At 65.3% G+C, this 19,326-nt stretch carries 18 protein-coding genes; 14 read left to right on the top strand and 4 right to left on the bottom strand.

The annotated features are described in order from the left end of the window. Positions 1-142: 142 nt before the first annotated feature. From ACFOHJ_RS21035 to ACFOHJ_RS21025, 3 genes are read left to right on the top strand one after another with little or no spacing between them, the layout of a single operon-like run. Entirely contained in the window at positions 143-1,090 is a 948-nt protein-coding gene (locus ACFOHJ_RS21035) for a Bug family tripartite tricarboxylate transporter substrate binding protein (protein ID WP_378224375.1), read from the top strand. Beyond that, positions 1,087-1,590, top strand: coding sequence for a tripartite tricarboxylate transporter TctB family protein (locus ACFOHJ_RS21030; RefSeq protein WP_378224372.1), 504 nt, complete (start codon positions 1,087-1,089; stop codon positions 1,588-1,590). Before ACFOHJ_RS21035 ends, ACFOHJ_RS21030 begins: the two co-directional genes overlap by 4 nt. A 20-nt stretch (positions 1,591-1,610) precedes the next feature. Beyond that, a complete protein-coding gene (locus ACFOHJ_RS21025) occupies positions 1,611-3,128 on the top strand; it encodes a tripartite tricarboxylate transporter permease (RefSeq protein WP_378224371.1) in 1,518 nt (505 codons plus the stop codon). 5 nt (positions 3,129-3,133) lie between these two features. Here ACFOHJ_RS21025 and ACFOHJ_RS21020 read toward each other — a convergent pair whose 3' ends face one another. Then, entirely contained in the window at positions 3,134-3,397 is a 264-nt protein-coding gene (locus ACFOHJ_RS21020; protein ID WP_378224369.1) for a hypothetical protein, read from the bottom strand. A gap of 175 nt (positions 3,398-3,572) precedes the next feature. On the opposite strand from ACFOHJ_RS21020, the gene rimP reads away from it, so the two are divergent. From rimP to ACFOHJ_RS20970, 10 genes are all read left to right on the top strand, one after another. Beyond that, positions 3,573-4,202 (top strand): ribosome maturation factor RimP, encoded by a 630-nt coding sequence (gene rimP, locus ACFOHJ_RS21015; RefSeq protein ID WP_378224367.1) that lies wholly within the window; start codon positions 3,573-3,575, stop codon positions 4,200-4,202. A gap of 49 nt (positions 4,203-4,251) precedes the next feature. Continuing rightward, positions 4,252-5,847 carry a transcription termination factor NusA gene (gene nusA, locus ACFOHJ_RS21010; RefSeq protein WP_378224364.1) on the top strand — a complete coding sequence of 532 codons (1,596 nt, stop codon included), beginning with the start codon at positions 4,252-4,254 and terminating at the stop codon, positions 5,845-5,847. Between the two features lie 38 nt (positions 5,848-5,885). Next, positions 5,886-6,536, top strand: coding sequence for an RNA-binding protein (locus ACFOHJ_RS21005; RefSeq protein WP_378224362.1), 651 nt, complete (start codon positions 5,886-5,888; stop codon positions 6,534-6,536). Further along, entirely contained in the window at positions 6,533-9,109 is a 2,577-nt protein-coding gene (infB, locus tag ACFOHJ_RS21000) for a translation initiation factor IF-2 (RefSeq protein ID WP_378224359.1), read from the top strand. Before ACFOHJ_RS21005 ends, infB begins: the two co-directional genes overlap by 4 nt. Before the next feature lie 109 nt (positions 9,110-9,218). Further along, complete coding sequence (gene rbfA / locus ACFOHJ_RS20995; RefSeq protein ID WP_378224358.1) at positions 9,219-9,617, top strand: 30S ribosome-binding factor RbfA; 399 nt, start codon at positions 9,219-9,221, stop codon at positions 9,615-9,617. Between the two features lie 133 nt (positions 9,618-9,750). Continuing rightward, on the top strand, positions 9,751-10,734 hold the full coding sequence (truB, locus tag ACFOHJ_RS20990) for a tRNA pseudouridine(55) synthase TruB (protein ID WP_378224356.1): 984 nt from the start codon (positions 9,751-9,753) through the stop codon (positions 10,732-10,734). A 240-nt stretch (positions 10,735-10,974) separates the two neighbouring features. After that, the gene (gene corA, locus ACFOHJ_RS20985) at positions 10,975-12,048 is read left to right on the top strand and encodes a magnesium/cobalt transporter CorA (protein WP_378224354.1); all 1,074 of its coding nucleotides are present in this window, start codon (positions 10,975-10,977) and stop codon (positions 12,046-12,048) included. Between the two features lie 151 nt (positions 12,049-12,199). Next, positions 12,200-12,469, top strand: coding sequence for a 30S ribosomal protein S15 (gene rpsO / locus ACFOHJ_RS20980; RefSeq protein WP_378224352.1), 270 nt, complete (start codon positions 12,200-12,202; stop codon positions 12,467-12,469). 273 nt (positions 12,470-12,742) lie between these two features. Then, on the top strand, positions 12,743-14,890 hold the full coding sequence (gene pnp, locus ACFOHJ_RS20975; RefSeq protein WP_378224349.1) for a polyribonucleotide nucleotidyltransferase: 2,148 nt from the start codon (positions 12,743-12,745) through the stop codon (positions 14,888-14,890). 133 nt (positions 14,891-15,023) lie between these two features. After that, a complete protein-coding gene (locus ACFOHJ_RS20970) occupies positions 15,024-16,040 on the top strand; it encodes a class I SAM-dependent methyltransferase (RefSeq protein ID WP_378224346.1) in 1,017 nt (338 codons plus the stop codon). Positions 16,041-16,058: 18 nt separating this feature from the next. On the opposite strand, the gene fabI is transcribed toward ACFOHJ_RS20970, so the two are convergent. The 3 genes from fabI to fabA are packed head-to-tail and all read right to left on the bottom strand — an operon-like array spanning position 16,059 to position 18,663. Continuing rightward, the gene (gene fabI, locus ACFOHJ_RS20965) at positions 16,059-16,871 is read right to left on the bottom strand and encodes an enoyl-ACP reductase FabI (RefSeq protein ID WP_378224344.1); all 813 of its coding nucleotides are present in this window, start codon (positions 16,869-16,871) and stop codon (positions 16,059-16,061) included. Positions 16,872-16,883: 12 nt separating this feature from the next. Continuing rightward, positions 16,884-18,116 carry a beta-ketoacyl-ACP synthase I gene (gene fabB / locus ACFOHJ_RS20960; protein WP_378224341.1) on the bottom strand — a complete coding sequence of 411 codons (1,233 nt, stop codon included), beginning with the start codon at positions 18,114-18,116 and terminating at the stop codon, positions 16,884-16,886. A 31-nt stretch (positions 18,117-18,147) separates the two neighbouring features. Beyond that, a complete protein-coding gene (gene fabA / locus ACFOHJ_RS20955) occupies positions 18,148-18,663 on the bottom strand; it encodes a 3-hydroxyacyl-[acyl-carrier-protein] dehydratase FabA (RefSeq protein ID WP_378224338.1) in 516 nt (171 codons plus the stop codon). A 231-nt stretch (positions 18,664-18,894) separates the two neighbouring features. Here fabA and irrA point away from each other — a divergent pair, with 231 nt between their 5' ends. Beyond that, positions 18,895-19,320 carry an iron response transcriptional regulator IrrA gene (gene irrA / locus ACFOHJ_RS20950; RefSeq protein WP_378224335.1) on the top strand — a complete coding sequence of 142 codons (426 nt, stop codon included), beginning with the start codon at positions 18,895-18,897 and terminating at the stop codon, positions 19,318-19,320. Positions 19,321-19,326: the final 6 nt, after the last annotated feature.

The raw sequence follows: 19,326 nt of genomic DNA, 5'->3' as shown, positions 1-19,326 counted from the left end.
GAAAAGTTTCTATGGAAATCCTTCTGCCTGCGGCAAGCCGCCTGCACGTGCATGAGAGGGGGCGTTTCCTGCCCGGCATGACGCGTGGTCGGCAAGTGGCTCGGATCGGCCCTTTCGTTTTGAAACAACGCTGGAGATTTCCATGAAGAAACTGACCATCGCCCTGTCCCTGGCCTGCATGTTCGCCAGCGCCAGCGCCTGGGCTGCCGACTACAAGATCATGGCTCCGGCAGCGCCCGGCGGCGGCTGGGACCAGACCGCGCGGGCCATGCAGTCCGCCCTGCAGGACGAGAAGATTTCCTCTTCCGTTCAGGTCTTCAACGTTCCGGGCGCCGGCGGCACCATCGGGCTCGCCCAGTTCGTCAACAACTCCTCGGGCGACCCGAGCCAGCTGATCGTCGGCGGCTATGTCATGGTCGGCGCCATCCTCACCAACAATTCCCCGGTTGCCCTCGACAAGGTGACGCCGATCGCCCGCCTGACCGGCGAGTATGAGACGATCGTCGTGCCGGCCTCCTCCGACATCAAGGACATGGCGGGCCTGGTCGAGAAGCTGAAGGCCGATCCGGGCGCGGTCTCCTGGGCCGGTGGTTCGGCCGGCGGCGTCGACCACATCACCGCCGGGCTTATCGCCAAGGCCATCGGCGTCGATCCGACCAAGGTCAACTACATCGCCTTCTCCGGCGGTGGCGAAGCGCTGGCCGCCATCCTCGGCGGGCAGGTGACGGTGGGCATTTCCGGCTACGGCGAGTTCGAATCGCAGATCAAGGCCGGCCAGTTGCGCCTCATCGGCATTTCCAGCGACGCCAAGGTCGACGGCATCGACGCGCCGACCTTCAAGGAAGGCGGCGTCGACGTCGCCATCCAGAACTGGCGCATGGTCGCGGCAGCGCCGGGCCTGAGCGACGAGCAGAAGGCGGCGATCACCGCCGACATCGAGAAGATGGCGCAGTCCGAAACCTGGAAGAAGACGCTTGCCGACAAGGGTTGGGAAAACACCTACCTGGCCGGCGATGACTTCGCCAAGCAGCTCCAGGCCGATACCGAGGCGACCGCGTCGATCCTGAAGGACATCGGCCTCGTCAAATGAGCGGCAACCCGCAGGAGCGCGCGCCGCAACAGAAAGGCCGCGCCGCCGACAAGGCGGCGCTGGCCATCGCCGTGGGGCTGGCGGTGCTCGCCGGCGTCATCGCCTGGAGCACCGCGACCATGGGCGGCGGCGGCGCCTATTCGCGGGTCGGCCCGACCACCTTTCCCTATGTGATCGCCGGTGTCCTGCTGATCCTGGCGGTCTGCACGGCGGTTTCGGCCATGCGCGGCGGCTTCCCCGAGCGCGAGCCGGAACGGGCCGCGCCTGTCCTGTGGATCGTCGGCGGGCTTGTCGGGCAGATGCTGCTGCTCAAGATTGCCGGGTTCTCGATCGCCACGGGCCTCCTGTTTGCCGCGACGGCGCGCGGATTCGGCCGCGGCCCGCTGTGGATGACCTTTCCAATCGGCGTCGTGCTGTCCTTCGTCGTCTGGTTCATCTTTGCCAAGGGCCTGCAGTTGACCCTGCCGGCCGGACCCTTCGAAACCCTCATTACCGGCTAGAAGCGATCGGGTAGCGCGGCATGGACACTTTCGTACTTCTCGCCAATGGTTTCCTGGTCGCCCTCGAGCCGATCAACCTGTTCTACGCGCTGATCGGCGTCACCCTCGGCACCGCCGTCGGCGTGCTGCCGGGCATCGGCCCGGCGCTGACGGTGGCGCTGCTTCTGCCCGTCACCTACAAGCTGGACCCGGCCGGCTCGCTGATCATGTTCGCGGGCATCTACTACGGCGGCATGTATGGCGGTTCGACCACGTCGATCCTGCTTAACACGCCGGGTGAAAGCGCCTCCATCGTCACCGCGCTGGAGGGCAACAAGATGGCCCGCAAGGGCAAGGGCGGCCCGGCGCTCGCCACCGCCGCCATCGGCTCGTTCGTCGCCGGCCTCATCGCCACGCTGGGGCTGGCGCTGATTGCCCCTACCATCGTCAAGATGGCGCTGTCCTTCGGGCCGGCGGAATATTTCGCGCTGATGATCCTGGCGTTCATGACCGTGTCGGCGGCCTTCGGCGATTCGGCCTTGCGGGGACTGACCGCGCTGTTTCTCGGCCTCACTCTCGGTCTGATCGGCATCGACCTGCAAACCGGGCAGGCGCGGCTGGCCTTCGGCGTTCCCGACCTGCTCGACGGCATCGAGGTGACGACACTCGCCGTCGCCATGTTCGCCATCGGCGAGACGCTGAGCGTCGCCGCCTCGACATCGGGCGACGACGACAAGGTGGAATCCGTCAAGGGTTCGGTCTGGATGAACCGCGAGGACTGGGCGCGTTCGTGGAAGCCGTGGCTGCGCGGAACGGCGATCGGCTTCCCGATCGGCGCGATGCCGGCCGGCGGCGCCGAGATCGGCACCTTCCTGTCCTATTCGGTGGAAAAGCAGTTGACGCCCAAGCCGGAGGAATTCGGCCACGGCGCCATCGAGGGCGTCGCCGGGCCGGAGGCGGCCAACAACGCTTCCGCGGCCGGCACGCTGGTGCCGCTGCTGACGCTCGGCCTGCCCACCACGGCGACGGCGGCGATCATGCTGGCCGGCTTCCAGCAGTTCGGCCTGCAGCCCGGGCCGCTGCTGTTCACCAACAATTCCCAGCTCGTCTGGGGCCTGATCGCCAGCCTGCTGGTGGCGAACTTCATGCTTCTGGTACTGAACCTGCCGCTGATCGGCCTGTGGGTGAAGCTGCTCACCATCCCCAAGCACTGGCTCTATGCCGGCATCCTGGTGTTCGCCACGCTCGGCACCATCGGCGCCAACCCGTCGGTGTTCGAACTCGGCATTCTCCTCGCCTGCGGCCTGCTCGGCTATGGCCTGCGCCGCTTCGGCTATCCGATCGCGCCGGTGGTGATCGGACTCATCCTCGGGCCGATGGCGGAACAGCAGCTACGCCGGGCGCTGGCCATCAGCCAGGGCGATATCACGGTGCTGTTCCACTCGTGGATCGCCATCGGCCTGTGGGTGCTGGCGATCGCGGCGGTGGTCGTGCCGATGATCATGCGTGCCCGCGGAAAAGGCGAGGTGCTGGCGCAGATGGCCGGCGACGAGGATTGACCGGCTTAGCGATGCCGGATTTTCGTGAACTGGCGCGGATCGATCCCGAGAGCCTCGAGGTCGCGGGCCAGCGGCCTGCGGCCGGACTCGACGGCGCTGGCCACGGCAATGGCACTGCCCAGCGTGTCCACGAAGCGGCCAAAGCCCGAAAACCTGCGATTGCCTGACATGACGAACCCCTTCCTTGAAAACGACAGCACGATTGTGCGCTGCAACATAAATAGGCTCTCCGGCTTTTTGTTACAGGCCTGATCCTGCACATTAGCCATGCTCTGGTTGCATGGATGGGCAGGGGACCGGCACGGGGCTTGAAATTTCGCGAAAACGGGTTTACATCGCACTCAAATTCTTGGTCGGTATGACGAAGAGTGGGTCCACCCGGTCCCGCTCTTTTTTATTACCCGGGCGTAGCCCGCAACGGCCAACCGAAAGGATAGTGCGACTGTGACGGCTAGCGAGGATCTTGGCGACGACCGCATCATCCGCGAAAGCGGCATCGATGCGCGCGTCGCGCTCATTGTCCAGCCGGTGCTGCGCGGGATCGGCTTCCGCCTCGTGCGCGTTCGCCTGTCCGGGCAGAACGGCCTGACGCTGCAGATCATGGCCGAGCGCGAAGACGGCACCATGACGGTGGAGGACTGCGAGGAGGTTTCCCGCGCGGTCTCGCCGGCGCTCGATGTGGAAGATCCCATCGAGAAGGCCTATCATCTGGAAGTGTCGTCGCCGGGCATCGACCGGCCGCTGGTGCGCAAGGCGGATTTTTCCACCTGGGCAGGCCATTTGGTGAAAGTGGAGACCTCGGTCCTCGTCGGCGGCAAGAAGCGCTTCCGCGGCAAGATCGAGGAAGCCGGCGAAGATGGCTTCGTCGTGCGCAACGACAAGGCCGCCTATGGCGAGGAACCGACGGCGTCGATTCCCTATGATGCGGTCGCCGAGGCGCGGCTGATCCTGACCGACGACCTTATTCGCGACGCCTTGTCGAAGGACAACCGAGCGCGCAAGGACGCCAGGAAGCATCGGGGCGAATCGGACGATGTGCCGGACGCCGAAAACGACAACGAACTTGAACCGTGAATGAGCAGGCCGGCCGGCAAGGTCCGGCGCGAGGCTCGGGAGAACAGAAATGGTTGTAAGCGCCAACAGGCTTGAACTCTTGCAGATCGCCGATGCGGTCGCGCGCGAGAAGTCGATCGACAAGCAGATCGTCATCGACGCCATGGCCGACGCGATCCAGAAGGCGGCGCGCTCGCGCTACGGCCAGGAAACCAACATCCGCGCCGACATCAACCCGCAGACGGGCGAGATGAAGCTGCAGCGGCTGATGGAGGTGGTCGAGGCGGTCGAGGACTACGCCACCCAGATCGCGCTTTCCACCGCTCGCGAGCGCAACCCCGACGCCCAGCTTGGCGACTTCATCGCCGAGCAGCTTCCGCCGATGGATTTCGGCCGCATCGCCGCCCAGTCGGCAAAGCAGGTCATCGTGCAGAAGGTGCGCGAGGCCGAGCGCGACCGCCAGTATGACGAATACAAGGATCGCATCGGCGAAATCCTCAACGGCACCGTCAAGCGCGTGGAGTACGGCAACGTCATCGTCGATCTCGGGCGCGGCGAGGCGATCATCCGCCGCGACGAACTGATCCCGCGCGAGAACTACAAGTATGGCGACCGCGTGCGCGCCTATGTCTATGACGTGCGCCGCGAGCAGCGCGGCCCGCAGATTTTCCTGTCGCGCACCCATCCGCAGTTCATGGCCAAGCTGTTCACGATGGAAGTGCCGGAAATCTACGACGGCATCATCGAGATCAAGTCGGTCGCCCGCGATCCGGGCTCGCGCGCCAAGATCGCCGTCATTTCGCGTGACAGTTCCATCGATCCGGTCGGCGCCTGCGTCGGCATGCGCGGCTCGCGCGTGCAGGCCGTCGTCGGCGAGTTGCAGGGCGAGAAGATCGACATCATTCCGTGGTCGCCCTCGGCTGCCTCCTTCATCGTCAACGCGCTGCAGCCGGCCGAAGTGGCCAAGGTGGTGCTCGACGAGGATGCCGAGCGCATCGAGGTGGTGGTTCCCGACGACCAGCTTTCGCTGGCCATCGGCCGCCGCGGCCAGAACGTGCGCCTCGCCTCGCAGCTCACCGGCTGGGACATCGATATCCTGACCGAGCAGGAAGAGTCGGAGCGCCGCCACAAGGAATTCGTCGAACGCTCGGCGCTGTTCATGGAAGCGCTCGACGTCGACGAGATGGTCGGCCAGGTGCTGGCCTCCGAAGGCTTCACCAGCGTCGAGGAAGTGGCCTATGTCGAGGCCGAGGAAATCTCCTCGATCGACGGTTTCGACGAGGATACGGCTTCCGAGATCCAGCAGCGCGCCCGCGAGTACCTGGAAAAGATCGAGGCCGAGCACGACGCCAAGCGCAGGGAACTGGGCGTGGCCGACGAACTGCGCGAAATCCCCGGCGTGACCACCGCGATGATGGTGACGCTCGGCGAGGACGGCGTGAAGACGGTCGAGGACTTTGCCGGCTACGCGGTCGACGACCTGGTCGGCTGGAAGGAGCGCAAGGACGGGGAGACCAAGGTGTTCCCAGGCGTGCTCGCCCCGCACGGCGTGTCGCGCGCCGATGCCGAGCAGATGGTGCTGGCGGCGCGGCTGAAGGCCGGCTGGATCAGCGAGGACGAGCTTGCGGCGGGTGAAGAGACCGCTGACGAAGCCGTTGGTGCGTGAGGTGAAAGCGCATCGCACACGACCCGCTTTCCAGACAGATGAACGATCGCACTTGCATCGTCACGCGCAGGCAGGCCGAACCGGATGAGCTGATCCGGTTCGTCGTCGGCCCGGATTCGACGGTCGTTCCCGATATCAAGCGGAGTCTTCCCGGCCGCGGTTGCTGGGTTGCCGCCGAACGCCTACATATAGAGACGGCGGCGGCCAAGAACCTGTTCGCGCGCGCCTTCAAGGCGAAGGTCAACGTGCCGGTCGATCTCGGCGCGATGGTCGATGCGCTGCTGGCCAAGCACGCCCTTGGCATGCTCGGCATGGCCCGCAAGGCCGGCGCCGTCGTCTTCGGCGCCACCAAGGTGGAAGCTTCGGTACGTTCTGGCTTGGCACTTTGCGTGCTCCATGCCAATGAGGCATCGCAAGACGGCATTCGCAAGATCAGCCAGGCGCGCCGGGCGGTGGTGCATCTGGGTGGTCCTGCCATTGCCGCCTACAAACTTTTCCCCGAGGCCGATTTGAGTTTGGCATTGGGGGGCACAAATGTGATACATGCTGCCGTTCTCGCGGGCGATGCGGGCAAGGCGGTTCTGAAGCGCATGGTTGCGCTCGACCGATATCGGGGCGGAACCCCGGACGATCTGGCAATGCTTGCGGCCGTTGCTGGCGAAGATGATGCCGCAGAGGATATGGAATGAGCGATACGAAATCGGGCGACGACAAGACTTTGAGCGTAACGCCGAAGAAGACCCTGACGCTGAAGCGCCCGGGTGTGGAGCAGGGCGTCGTGCGCCAGAACTTCTCGCATGGCCGCACCAAGCAGGTCGTGGTCGAGACCAAGAAGCGCAAGTTCTCCATGCCTGGCGACAAGGCGGAGCCCGCGCCCGCGCCCGTTTTTGCGCCCAAGCCGCAACCGGCCGCGCCCGCTCCGGCCGCTCCCCCGGTGCAGGAAGCGCCGAAGGCGCCGGTCGATCGCGGCGCCGTCGTGCTGAACGACCTGTCGCGCAGCGAGATGGAAGCCCGCCGCCGGGCGCTTGAAGGCTCGAAGGCCCGCGACGCGGAAGATCGCCAGCGCGCGCTCGAAGAGGCCAAGCGCCGCGCCGAGGAAGAAGAGCGCCGCAAGCGCGAGCGCGAGGAATCGGCGCGCCGCCAGGCCGAGGAAGAAGCCCGCGTGCAGGCCGAGGCCGAGTCGCGCCGCCGTGCCGAGGAGGAGGCCCGCCGCCGTGCGCCGCAGGCCGCCGAACTCGCTGCCGAGGATCAGGACGAAGCCGCCGCCAAGCCGAAGCGCCCCGGCGCTGCCGCCGCCGTGCCGCCGCGCCGCCTGGTCACGCCCGAAGTGGCGCGTCCCGCCAAGCCCGCCAAGGGCGAGGAGGACCGCCGCCGCGGCAAGCTGACCCTGAACTCGGCGCTGTCGTCGGAAGACGGCGACGCGCGTGCCCGCTCGCTGGCGGCCATGCGGCGGCGCCAGGAGAAGTTCAAGCGCGCCATGTACAACGAGCCGCGCGAGAAGGTCATGCGCGAGGTCACCATTCCTGAGACCATCACCATCCAGGAACTGGCGCAGCGCATGTCCGAGCGTGCGGTGGACGTGGTCAAGTTCTTCATGAAGCAGGGCCAGATGATGAAGCCCGGCGACGTGATCGACGCCGACACGGCCGAACTTGTCGCCACCGAATTCGGCCATACCGTCAAGCGCGTGGCCGAGGCCGACATCGAGGAAGGCCTGTTCAACATCGCCGACAACGAGGAAGACCTGGTCAATCGCCCGCCGGTGGTGACGATCATGGGCCATGTCGACCACGGCAAGACCTCGCTGCTCGATGCTATCCGCCATGCCAACGTGCAGTCCGGCGAGGCCGGCGGCATCACCCAGCATATCGGTGCCTACCAGGTCGAGAGGAACGGCCAGAAGATCACCTTCATCGACACGCCCGGCCACGCCGCGTTCACCGCCATGCGCGCCCGCGGCGCGCAGGCGACCGACATCGCCGTGCTGGTGGTGGCGGCCGACGACAGCGTGATGCCGCAGACGGTCGAATCCATCAACCATGCCAAGGCGGCCGGTGTGCCGATCATCGTGGCGATCAACAAGATCGACAAGCACGAGGCCGATCCGCAGAAGGTGCGCTCCGAACTGCTGCGCCACGAGGTGTTCGTGGAATCGATGGGCGGCGAGGTGCTGGACGTCGAGGTGTCCGCCAAGAAGGGCACCAATATCGACAAGCTGCTCGAGGCGATCCTGCTGCAGGCCGAAATCCTCGACCTCAAGGCGAACCCCGACCGTACCGCCGAAGGCGTGGTCATCGAGGCGCAGCTCGACAAGGGCCGCGGCCCCGTCGCCACCGTGCTGGTGCAGACCGGTACGCTGATGCCGGGCGACATCCTGGTGGCCGGCAACGAATGGGGCCGCGTGCGCGCGCTGGTCGACGACCACGGCACCCATGTGCAGGAAGCGCCGCCGGCCATGCCGGTGGAAATCCTCGGCCTCCAGGGCACGCCGCATGCCGGTGACCATTTCGCCGTGGTCAACAATGAGGCCCGCGCCCGCGAGATCACCGAGTACCGCCAGCGCTTGGCGCGCGACAAGGCGGCCGCCAAGCATGCCGGCCAGCGCGGCTCGCTGGAGCAGATGATGTCGCAACTGCAGGCGACGGGCGTGAAGGAATTCCCGCTGGTCATCAAGGGCGACGTGCAGGGCTCGATCGAGGCGATCGACGCCGCGCTCGAAAGCCTGGGCACCGACGAGGTGCGGGTGCGCATCGTCCATTCCGGCGCCGGCGCGATCACGGAAACCGACGTGTCGCTGGCCGAGACGTCCGGAGCCGCCATCATCGGCTTCAACGTCCGCGCCAACGCGCATGCCAGGCAGGCTGCGGTTTCGGCCGGCATCGAGATCCGCTACTACTCGGTCATCTATAGCCTGGTGGACGACGTGAAGGCGGCCCTGTCGGGCATGCTGTCGCCGGAACGCCGCGAGACCTTCATCGGCAATGCCGAGATCCTCGAGATCTTCGACATCACCAAGGTCGGCAAGATCGCCGGCTGCCGTGTCACCGAAGGCCGGGTCGAGCGCGGGGCGGGCGTGCGCCTGATCCGCGACAACGTGGTGATCCACGAAGGCACGCTGAAGACCCTGAAGCGCTTCAAGGACGAGGTATCGGAAGTACCGGCGGGCCAGGAATGCGGCATGGCCTTCCAGAACTACGAGGACATGCGCGTCGGCGATGTCATCGAGTGCTTCCGCGTCGAGATGGTGTCGCGAACGCTCTAAGTCGTTCGGCACGACGTGTGATCCGGGGAAGGCGGCCTGACGGCTGCCTTCCCTCTTTCAGCCCGCGCGCGGTCCTATCCCGCGACGCGCGACCTCAGGACCGTTAGACATGCCCCATTCCGCCAAAGGCCCATCCCAGCGCATGCTGCGCGTCGGCGAGCAGGTGCGCCATGCCCTGTCCGAGACGTTGCAGCGCGGCGAAATCCTCGACCCGCTGATCGAGCAGACCGTCGTCTCGGTTTCGGAGGTGCGCATGTCGCCCGACCTCAAGATCGCCACGGTTTTCGTGTCTCCGTTGGGCGCGGCCGATGACGACGCGGTCGTGGCCGCGCTCAACAAGCACGCGAAGTTCGTGCGCGGCCGTGTGTCGTCGGCGCTGCGGCAGATGAAATACATGCCCGAATTCCGGTTCCGGCTGGATACGAGCTTCGACAACTTTGCGAAAATCAACGATCTGCTGAAGTCGCCGGAAGTGGCGCGCGATCTGGATAAGAAGGACGAAGAATGATGGGTGGCATTTGCCCCTCACCTGCCTGCCGGCATCCTCTCCCCGTAAACGGGGAGAGGACACAAGCGGCGACGTCCACGCCTCCCTCTCCCCGTTTTTCACGGGTAGAGGGTAAGGGTGAGGGGCTGTTCTGATGGCGCGACGCGGCAAGAAGAAGGGCAGGCCGGTTTCCGGCTGGGTGGTGCTGGACAAGCCGGTCGGCATGGGCTCGACCGAGGCGGTTGCCAAGGTCAAGTGGCTGTTTAACGCCGAGAAGGCCGGCCATGCCGGCACGCTCGACCCGCTGGCGTCGGGCATGCTGCCGATCGCGCTCGGCGAAGCGACCAAGACCGTGCCCTATGTGCAGGACGGCGCCAAGATCTACCGTTTCACCGTCGCCTGGGGCGAGGAGCGCTCGACCGACGACCTGGAAGGGCAGGCGACGAAGAACTCGGACAAGCGCCCGGCGCGCGCCGAGGTCGAGGCGCTTCTGCCGGCCTATACGGGCGTCATCATGCAGACGCCGCCGCAGTTCTCGGCCATCAAGATCGCCGGCGAGCGCGCCTACGACCTCGCCCGTGGCGGAGCCGTGGTCGACATCCCGGCACGCGAGGTGGAGATCGGCCGGCTGGAGATCGTCGAGCATTCGCCCGAGCGGACGCTGTTCGAGATCGAATGCGGCAAGGGCACCTATGTCCGCTCGCTGGCGCGCGACATGGGACGCGATCTCGGCTGCTTCGGCCATGTCGCCGACCTGCGCCGCATGGAAGTCGACCCGTTCACGGCGGATGATTTCGTCACCATCGCCGAACTGGAAACCGCCCGTTTCGGCGAAGCGGGGCGCGGCAAACCGTCTTCGGACGGGCAGGCCCCGCAGGAAGAAATCCGCCTGCCGGATCGCTTCGAGGACATCGACGCGCTGCTCGTCGATACCGTCGTCGCGCTCGATTGCCTGCCGCAGGTGTCGGTGAGCGACGATACCGCCTCGCGCATCCGGCTTGGGAATTCGGTCGTCATCCGTGGCCGCGACGCGCCGGTGGAGGCGGAGGAAGCCTGCGCCACGGCGCGCGGCCGGCTGGTCGCGATCGGCGCCATCGAACAGGGCATGTTCAAGCCCAAGCGTGTTTTTGGCGGCTGATCCCTTGACACAGGCGGCACGCGGCCTCCCATTGGCAAGCATGCTGATTGTATTGCGAAAACCGCCTTTTGCATGGGCGTCAGTTATCCCCACCCCTAGCCCCTCCCCACAAGGGGGAGGGGGACTTGGCAGCAGCGTTTCGGCATTCCCCTCCCCCCTGTGGGGAGGGGCTAGGGGTGGGGGTAAATTCGCCACGGGCCGCCGTCTGCCGCGATTGCGTAAAGCGGGGGCTGTTGGCTCATGAAGCGGTCGAGGGTGAAGAGGCGGCGCACGCCGGTCGGGGCATCGCCGGGGACGCTGATCGCCGAGCCGGGGGCCGGCCGCACCGAGCTTCGGCTGACGCTGATCTCGCCGGAAAAATGCAAGACGATCGACAGGGCCGGCATTGCCGACGTCGCCGCCCACTACGATAAATGGCCGCTGCTGTGGCTCGATTGCACCGGGCTCGGCAGCGTCGACCTGATCGGCGAGATCGGCCGCATCTTCAAGCTGCACCCTCTGGCGCTGGAGGACGTGGTCAATACCGGCCAGCGGCCCAAGGTCGATTTCTTCGACGACAACGCCTATGTCGTGCTGTCGATGATCGACGACATCGCCAGTCATCGCTACGAGCAGGTCTCGATATTCTTCGGCAAGAAATACGTGGTCACCTTCCAGGAGCGGGCGGGCGATCCGTTCGATCCGGTGCGCAAGCGCATCGATGGCCCGATGCCGAACCGGCTGCGCACGCGCGGCGCCGACTATCTCGCCTATGCGCTGATCGACGCCATCGTCGACAGCTATTTCCCGCCGGTGGAGGCGGCGAGCGATGCCGTCGACGGCATCGAGGACGAGATGCTGAACGCGCCGCAGCAAGGGCAGATGCGGCAGCTTCACGAATTGCGGCGCACCAGCCACGGCCTCAAGGGCGTGTTGTGGCCGGTGCGCGACGCGCTTGCCGCCCTGATCCGCAGCGAGACGCCCTGTGTCACGGCCGATACCAAGATATTCCTCAACGACACGCTGGACCACGCCATGCGGCTGATCGAGCTGGTTGAAACCCAGCGCGACACCGTCACCGGCCTGATGGAGATGCATTTGTCGCTGTCGCAGGCGCGCACCAACGACATCATCAGCTACCTGACCATCGTCTCGGTGATCTTCATGCCGCTGACCTTTCTCGTCGGCGTGTGGGGCATGAATTTCGATCCCGACACCTCGCCGTGGAACATGCCGGAACTGCGCGGCTATTACGGCTATCCTCTGGCGCTTCTGTTCATGGCCGCAATTGCACTGGGACTTGTCGGCTTCTTCAAGTGGAAGAAGTGGCTGTAGGGCCGGTTCTGCAAATGACGCTGGCTTTTCCGGCAAAATTACCCTATATGCGCCGCAACATTGCGCCACGTCGCGATGTTTCATCGACCCTTGCTGGACGACATCCCGGCTATGGGCGCCTCGTTTCCTCGAACAGATAAGGAAAAATCCGATGTCGATTACTGCTGAACGTAAACAGGAATTGATGAGCGAGTTCGCGACCGCCAAGGGCGACACCGGTTCTCCGGAAGTCCAGGTGGCGATCCTTTCCGAGCGCATCAAGAACCTGACGGAGCATTTCAAGGACCACAAGAAGGACAACCATTCCCGCCGTGGTCTTCTGGCTCTCGTTTCCCAGCGCCGCAGCCTGCTCGATTACCTCAATCGCAAGGACAGCGCGCGTTATCAGGCGTTGATCGAGAAGCTCGGTCTGCGTCGTTGATGGATCGACCGGCGGGCTGAAAGGTCCGCCGGTCACGCATTCGGGCCGGCCGGGAATGGCTGGTTCGCTTTGGCCCCGGTCGTGCGAAGGACGCCGCTGGAGCCGCCCATGGACGGTCATGGGGCAGGATTGCAGGACGCTTGGCGGCGCCGTCGTGCCGCGTAAAGCCAAGCTTCCCGTTGTCTTGCCCGTGGCTGGTCCGCAAGGAAGCCAGGAAAGGGATGTCTGCACCGAAGATACGGCGCGGCACTTTCCGCATATGAAGGACAAGCAATGTTCAATCACCACAAAGTGGAAATCGAATGGGGCGGGCGCCCGCTCATTCTCGAGACGGGCAAGATCGCTCGCCAGGCCGATGGCGCGGTGCTCGCCACCTATGGCGAGACCGTGGTCCTGGCCACCGTCGTCTCGATGAAGGAGCCGAAGCCCGGCCTCGATTTCTTCCCGCTGACCGTCAACTACCAGGAAAAGACCTATTCCGCCGGCAAGATCCCGGGTGGCTATTTCAAGCGCGAAGGCCGTCCGAGCGAGAAGGAAACGCTGGTTTCCCGTCTCATCGACCGTCCGATCCGCCCGCTGTTCGCCGACGGCTACAAGAACGACACGCAGATCGTCGTCACCGTCGTCCAGCATGACCTCGAGAACGATCCGGACATCCTGTCGATCGTCGCAACCTCGGCGGCCTTGACGCTGTCGGGCGTGCCCTTCATGGGCCCGATCGGCGGCGCCCGCGTCGGCTACATCAACGGCGAATATGTGCTGAACCCGCACATCGACGAGATGGAAGAATCCAAGCTCGACCTCGTCGTCGCCGGCACCGCCGACGCCGTGCTGATGGTTGAGTCGGAAGCCCAGGAGCTCGACGAGGACGTCATGCTCGGCGCCGTCATGTTCGGCCACAAGGGCTTCCAGCCGGTCATCGACGCGATCATCAAGCTCGCCGAAGTGGCCGCCAAGGACCCCCGCGACTTCACCGCGCCGGACTATTCCGAGCTCGAAGCCGAGATGCTGAAGATCGTCGAAGGCGAGCTGCGCGACGCCTACAAGATCACCGACAAGCAGCACCGCTATGCCGCTGTCGATGCGGTCAAGGCCAAGGTCAAGGCGGCGTTCGCGCCGGCCGAAGGCGAAGAGGCCAAGTACTCGTCCGAGCAGATCGCCACCGTGTTCAAGGAACTCCAGGCCAAGATCGTGCGCTGGAACATCCTCGACACCGGCTCGCGCATCGACGGCCGCGACCTGAAGACGGTCCGCAACATCGTTTCGGAAGTGGGCGTCCTGCCGCGCACGCACGGCTCGGCGCTGTTCACCCGCGGCGAGACGCAGGCGCTGGTCGTGGCTACCCTTGGTACCGGCGAGGACGAGCAGTATGTCGACAGCCTGACCGGTATGTACAAGGAGCGCTTCCTGCTCCACTACAACTTCCCGCCCTACTCGGTCGGCGAGACCGGCCGCATGGGTTCGCCGGGCCGCCGCGAAATCGGCCATGGCAAGCTCGCCTGGCGCGCCGTTCGCCCGATGCTGCCCTCGGCCGACCAGTTCCCCTACACGCTGCGCGTGGTGTCGGAGATCACCGAGTCCAACGGTTCGTCCTCGATGGCGACCGTCTGCGGCACCTCGCTGGCGCTGATGGATGCCGGCGTGCCGCTGGCCAAGCCGGTTGCGGGCATCGCCATGGGCCTGATCAAGGAAGGCGAGCGTTTCGCCGTGCTGTCCGACATCCTCGGCGACGAGGACCATCTCGGCGACATGGACTTCAAGGTCGCCGGCACCGAAGGCGGCATCACCTCGCTGCAGATGGACATCAAGATCGACGGCATCACCGAGGAGATCATGAAGATCGCGCTCGGCCAGGCCAAGGACGGCCGCCTGCATATCCTCGGCGAGATGGGCAAGGCGCTCACCGGCGCCCGCGCCGAGCTCGGCGAGTTCGCGCCGCGCATCGAGGTCATGCACATCCCGACCGACAAGATCCGCGACGTCATCGGCTCCGGCGGCAAGGTCATCCGCGAGATCGTGGAAAAGACCGGCGCGAAGATCAACATCGAGGATGACGGCACGGTCAAGATCGCTTCGTCCAACGCCAAGGAGATCGAGGCGGCGAGGAAGTGGATCCACACCATCGTGGCCGAGCCGGAAGTGGGTGAAATCTACGAAGGCACGGTCGTCAAGACCGCCGACTTCGGCGCCTTCGTGAACTTCTTCGGCCCCAAGGACGGCCTGGTCCACATCTCGCAGCTCGCCAACGAGCGCGTGGCCAAGACCTCCGACGTGGTCAAGGAAGGCGACAAGGTCTGGGTCAAACTGATGGGCTTCGACGAGCGCGGCAAGGTTCGCCTGTCGATGAAGGTCGTCGACCAGGCCACTGGCAAGGAAATCGTCAAGGAAAAGAAGCCGGAAGGCGAAGAAGACGCTGCCTGATCGGCGTCTTTTCGGGCAGAAAGACGGAGCGCGGCGGCAACGCCGCGCTCCTTGCATTTGGAGTTGCGGTCATGGCGGATAGGGCGCTGTCCCGCCGCGCCTGACCGAATGCGAACGGAGCGGCAAGCGATCCATGTCCGGTGATGCGCTGAAGACCCTGTTTCACCCGTTCGAGGCGGGAGTCCTCGCCGCGCCGGCCAAGGGCGAGCGGGTGCTGTTTCTTGGCGCCGAGCCGGGTTTCCGGCTGCCGGAGGGATGGGGCGCTGACCTGCGTGCCGTTCAGGGCTTTCGGCCGGATTTTCGCGCGCTGGAGGGCATGCGGCTGTCCTCGGTTACCCCGCGCGCCGAAGGGGCCGGCTATTCCAGCGCGCTCGTGCTCGCCGGTCGCCATCGCGGCCGCAACGAGCTTTTCATCGCTGGCGCGATCGAGCGGACGAAGCCGGGCGGGCTGATCCTCGTCGCCGGCAGCAAGGATGACGGCATCGCCAGCCTGCGCAAGCGGCTGGAGGGTTTTGTTAGCCTCGACGGTTCGCTGCCGAAATACCATGGGCTGGCCTTCTGGTTCCGCCGCCCGGCCGACGAGGCCGTGGCCGCCGAACTGAGCGGCGCCAATCCGCCGATGCTGGTGGAAGACCGCTTCCGCACTGCGCCCGGCATGTTTTCGTTCGAGCGTATCGATGCCGGTTCACGGCTGTTGGCGGCGAACCTGCCGGCGGACCTGTCCGGCGCCGTAGCCGACTTTTGCGCCGGCTGGGGCTATCTGTCGGCCGAGGTTGCCCTGCGCTGCCCCGGCGTTGCGGCGCTCGACCTTTACGAGGCGGATTTCGAGGCGCTGGAGGCGGCGAAGGTCAACCTGGAACGGGCGAGGCCGCCAAAGGCCTTTTACTGGCAGGACCTGCTCACGGAGAAGGTGGCGCGCCGCTACGATGCGATCGTGATGAACCCGCCGTTCCACAAGAGCCGCGCGGCGGAGCCGGAAATCGGGGCCGGCATGATCCGCGCCGCGGCAGTAGCGCTCAAGCCCGGCGGCCGGCTCCTGATGGTGGCCAACCGCAAGCTGCCCTATGAGAAGGTACTGGCGGCGGTATTCTCGCGTCACGCCGAGATTGCGGCCGATGGCTTGTTCAAGGTGTTTTCGGCGCGCCGCTGACGCCGGCAATACGGCCGCTCAGTCGCGGCCGTTGTCCATTTCCTTCAGCGCTTCCAGCGTCGGCATGGAAACGATGTGGTAGCCGGAATCGACATAGTGGATTTCGCCGGTCACGCCCGAGGAAAGGTCGGATAGCAGGTAGAGCGCCGAGTTGCCGACCTCGTCCAGCGTGATGTTGCGCCGCAGCGGCGAGTTGCGCTGCTGGTAGCCGAACATGTGGCGGGCATCCGAGATGCCGGCGCCGGCAAGCGTGCGCACGGGGCCGGCCGAGATGCCGTTGACGCGGATGCCGCGCGGGCCGTAGTCGTTGGCGAGGTAGCGCACGCTCGCCTCCAGCCCCGCCTTGGCGACGCCCATGACGTTGTAGTTGGGCATGACGCGCACCGACCCGGCATAGGTCAGCGTCACCATCGAGCCGCCGTCCTTCATCAGCGCCGCCGCATGGCGGGCGACTTCGGTGAAGGAATAGCAGGAGATCACCATGGTGCGGATGAAGTTCTCGCGGCTGGTGTCGGCGTAAAGCCCCTTCAATTCGTTCTTGTCGGAGAATCCGATGGCGTGGACGATGAAGTCGAGGCCGCCCCAGGCGTCCTCCAGCGTCTTGAAGGTCGCGGCGACCGAGGCGCTGTCCTCGACGTCGCAGGACACCACCAGCTCGGCGCCGACCTGATCGGCCAGCGGCTTGACCCGGCGGCCGAAGGCTTCGCCCTGGTAGCTGAAGGCAAGCTCGGCACCCTGCTCGGCAAGCTTCTTGGCGATGCCCCAGGCGATCGAATGATCGTTGGCGACCCCCATGACAAGCCCGCGCTTGCCCTTCATCAATCCCTCCATCGCCGGCACCCCTTATGCGGAATAACGCTGAAAAACGAGCGTGGCGTTGGTGCCGCCGAAGCCGAACGAGTTCGACAGGACGGTGTCGATGGTGGCGTCGTCCATGCGCTTGCGCACGATGGGCATGCCCTCGAACTCGGGATCGAGATTTTCGATATGCGCGCTTTCGCCGATGAATTTGCCCTGCATCATCAGGATCGAATAGATCGATTCCTGCACGCCGGCCGCGCCCAGCGAGTGGCCGGTGAGCGACTTGGTCGAGGTGATGTAGGGCATCTTGTCGCCGAACACCTCGCGGATGGCGCCCATTTCCTTGGAATCGCCGACCGGCGTCGAGGTGCCGTGCGTATTGATGTAGTCGACGGGCGACTTCACCGTGGAAAGCGCCTGCTTCATGCAGCGGATCGCGCCTTCGCCCGAGGGGGCGACCATGTCGTAGCCGTCCGAGGTGGCGCCGTAGCCGACCAGTTCGCAATAGATCTTGGCGCCGCGCGCCTTGGCGTGCTCCAGCTCCTCCAGCACCAGCACGCCGGCGCCGCCGGCGATGACGAAGCCGTCGCGGTCCACGTCATAGGCGCGCGAGGCAGACGGCGCCCGGTCGTTGAACTTGGACGACATGGCGCCCATCGCGTCGAACAGGTCGGACATGGTCCAGTCGAGGTCTTCGTGGCCGCCGGCGAACATGACGTCCTGCTTGCCCCACTGGATCATCTCGGCCGCGTTGCCGATGCAGTGCGCCGAGGTCGAGCAGGCCGACGAGATCGAATAGTTGACGCCGTGGATCTTGAACCAGGTGGCCAGCGTGGCGGAGGCGGTGGACGACATCGCCTTGGGCACCGCGAACGGGCCGATGCGCTTGGGCGAGTTGTTCTTCAGCGTGATTTCGGCGGCTTCCACGATGGTGCGCGTGGACGGCCCGCCCGAACCCATGATGATGCCGGTGCGCTCGTTGCCGGAAACGTCGGTTTCCTCCAGCCCGCTGTCGGCGATCGCCTGCTTCATGGCGACGTGGTTCCACATGCCGCCCTGCGACAGGAAGCGGGAAGCCCGGCGGTCGACCATCTCGGCGAGCGCCGCGGCGTCGAGCTTCGGCGAACCCCAGACCTGGCAACGGAAGCCGTGCTCGGCAAAGGAGTCAGAGAAGGTGATGCCGGATTTGGCATCGCGTAGCGAAGCTTGCACTTCGCCGGCATCGTTGCCGATCGACGATACGATGCCGAGGCCAGTGACTACGACCCGTCTCATGGGCGATTTCCTTCCAAGGTTCCTGCGCCGGTCAGGCGGTGGCTTCCTGTTTCGACAGGCCGACCTTGAGGTCGGTTGCCTTGTAGATAGGCTCGCCGTCGGCCTTGAGCCAACCATCGGCGATGCCGAGCACCAGGCGCCCGCGCATGACGCGCTTGAAATCGATGCCGTATTCGACCTTCTTGACCGAAGGCGTGACCATGCCCTTGAACTTCACCTCGCCGGTGGAAAGGGCCATTCCCTTGCCGGGCTCGCCGAGCCAGCCGAGGAAGAAGCCGGTCAACTGCCACATGGCGTCGAGGCCGAGGCAGCCGGGCATGATCGGGTTGCCGATGAAGTGGCAGGGGAAGAACCAGAGATCGGGCTTGATGTCGAATTCGGCGCGGACAAACCCCTTGTCGAATTCGCCGCCGGTTTCGCTGATCTCGGTGATGCGGTCGAACATCAGCATCGGCGGGGCCGGCAACTGGGCGTTGCCCGGCCCGAACAGCTCGCCGCGCGCGCAGGCGAGCAATTCCTCGTAGCCGTAACTGGATTTACCCGCCATTGAATGCCGTCTCCACTCTGGTTGGGCGACGTGCGCCGTCACCACGATTTCCGATTCCGGCCGAAAACCGCCATTTGCGATTAGCCTGCCACTCCGGCCGGGTCAATGCGCGCTATTGATCGTATAGCCGTGAACGAATATATGGTGAAGCGTGAGCGCGCATATTCGACGTTGCGATTCAACAGGTTCGCCATGTCGATAGCAAGGGGCCAGCTTCCGGGAAAAATGGGATTGGTTTGGCTGAAGGACAAGGGTGCTGTGGACAAGCGGGTGCGTGATGCCGGCCTGAGGCCGACGCGGCAGCGTGTCGCGCTGGCCGAATTGCTGTTTGCCAAGGGCGACCGCCATCTCGCTGCCGAGGAGCTGCACGAGGAGGCGCTGGCCGCCGGCGTGCCGGTGTCGCTTGCCACCGTCTACAACACCCTGCACCAGTTCACCGAGGCTGGGATGCTGCGCATTCTCGCGGTCGAAGGGGCGAAAACCTATTTCGACACCAACACTTCCGACCACCATCATTTCTATATCGAAGGCGAGAACAGGATCTTCGACATCGACGGCGGGCCGGTCTCGGTCACCAACCTGCCGCCGCCGCCGGAGGGCATGGAAATCGCCAATGTCGATATCGTCGTCAGGCTGCGGCCGAAGCGCGCGGACTAGGCCTTG

Source organism: Aquamicrobium soli, assembly GCF_042646345.1.
Lineage (GTDB): Bacteria > Pseudomonadota > Alphaproteobacteria > Rhizobiales > Rhizobiaceae > Mesorhizobium > Mesorhizobium soli_A.
The sequence above is the reverse complement of the archived record's forward strand: the minus strand, read 5'-3'. Positions and strand labels throughout refer to the sequence as shown.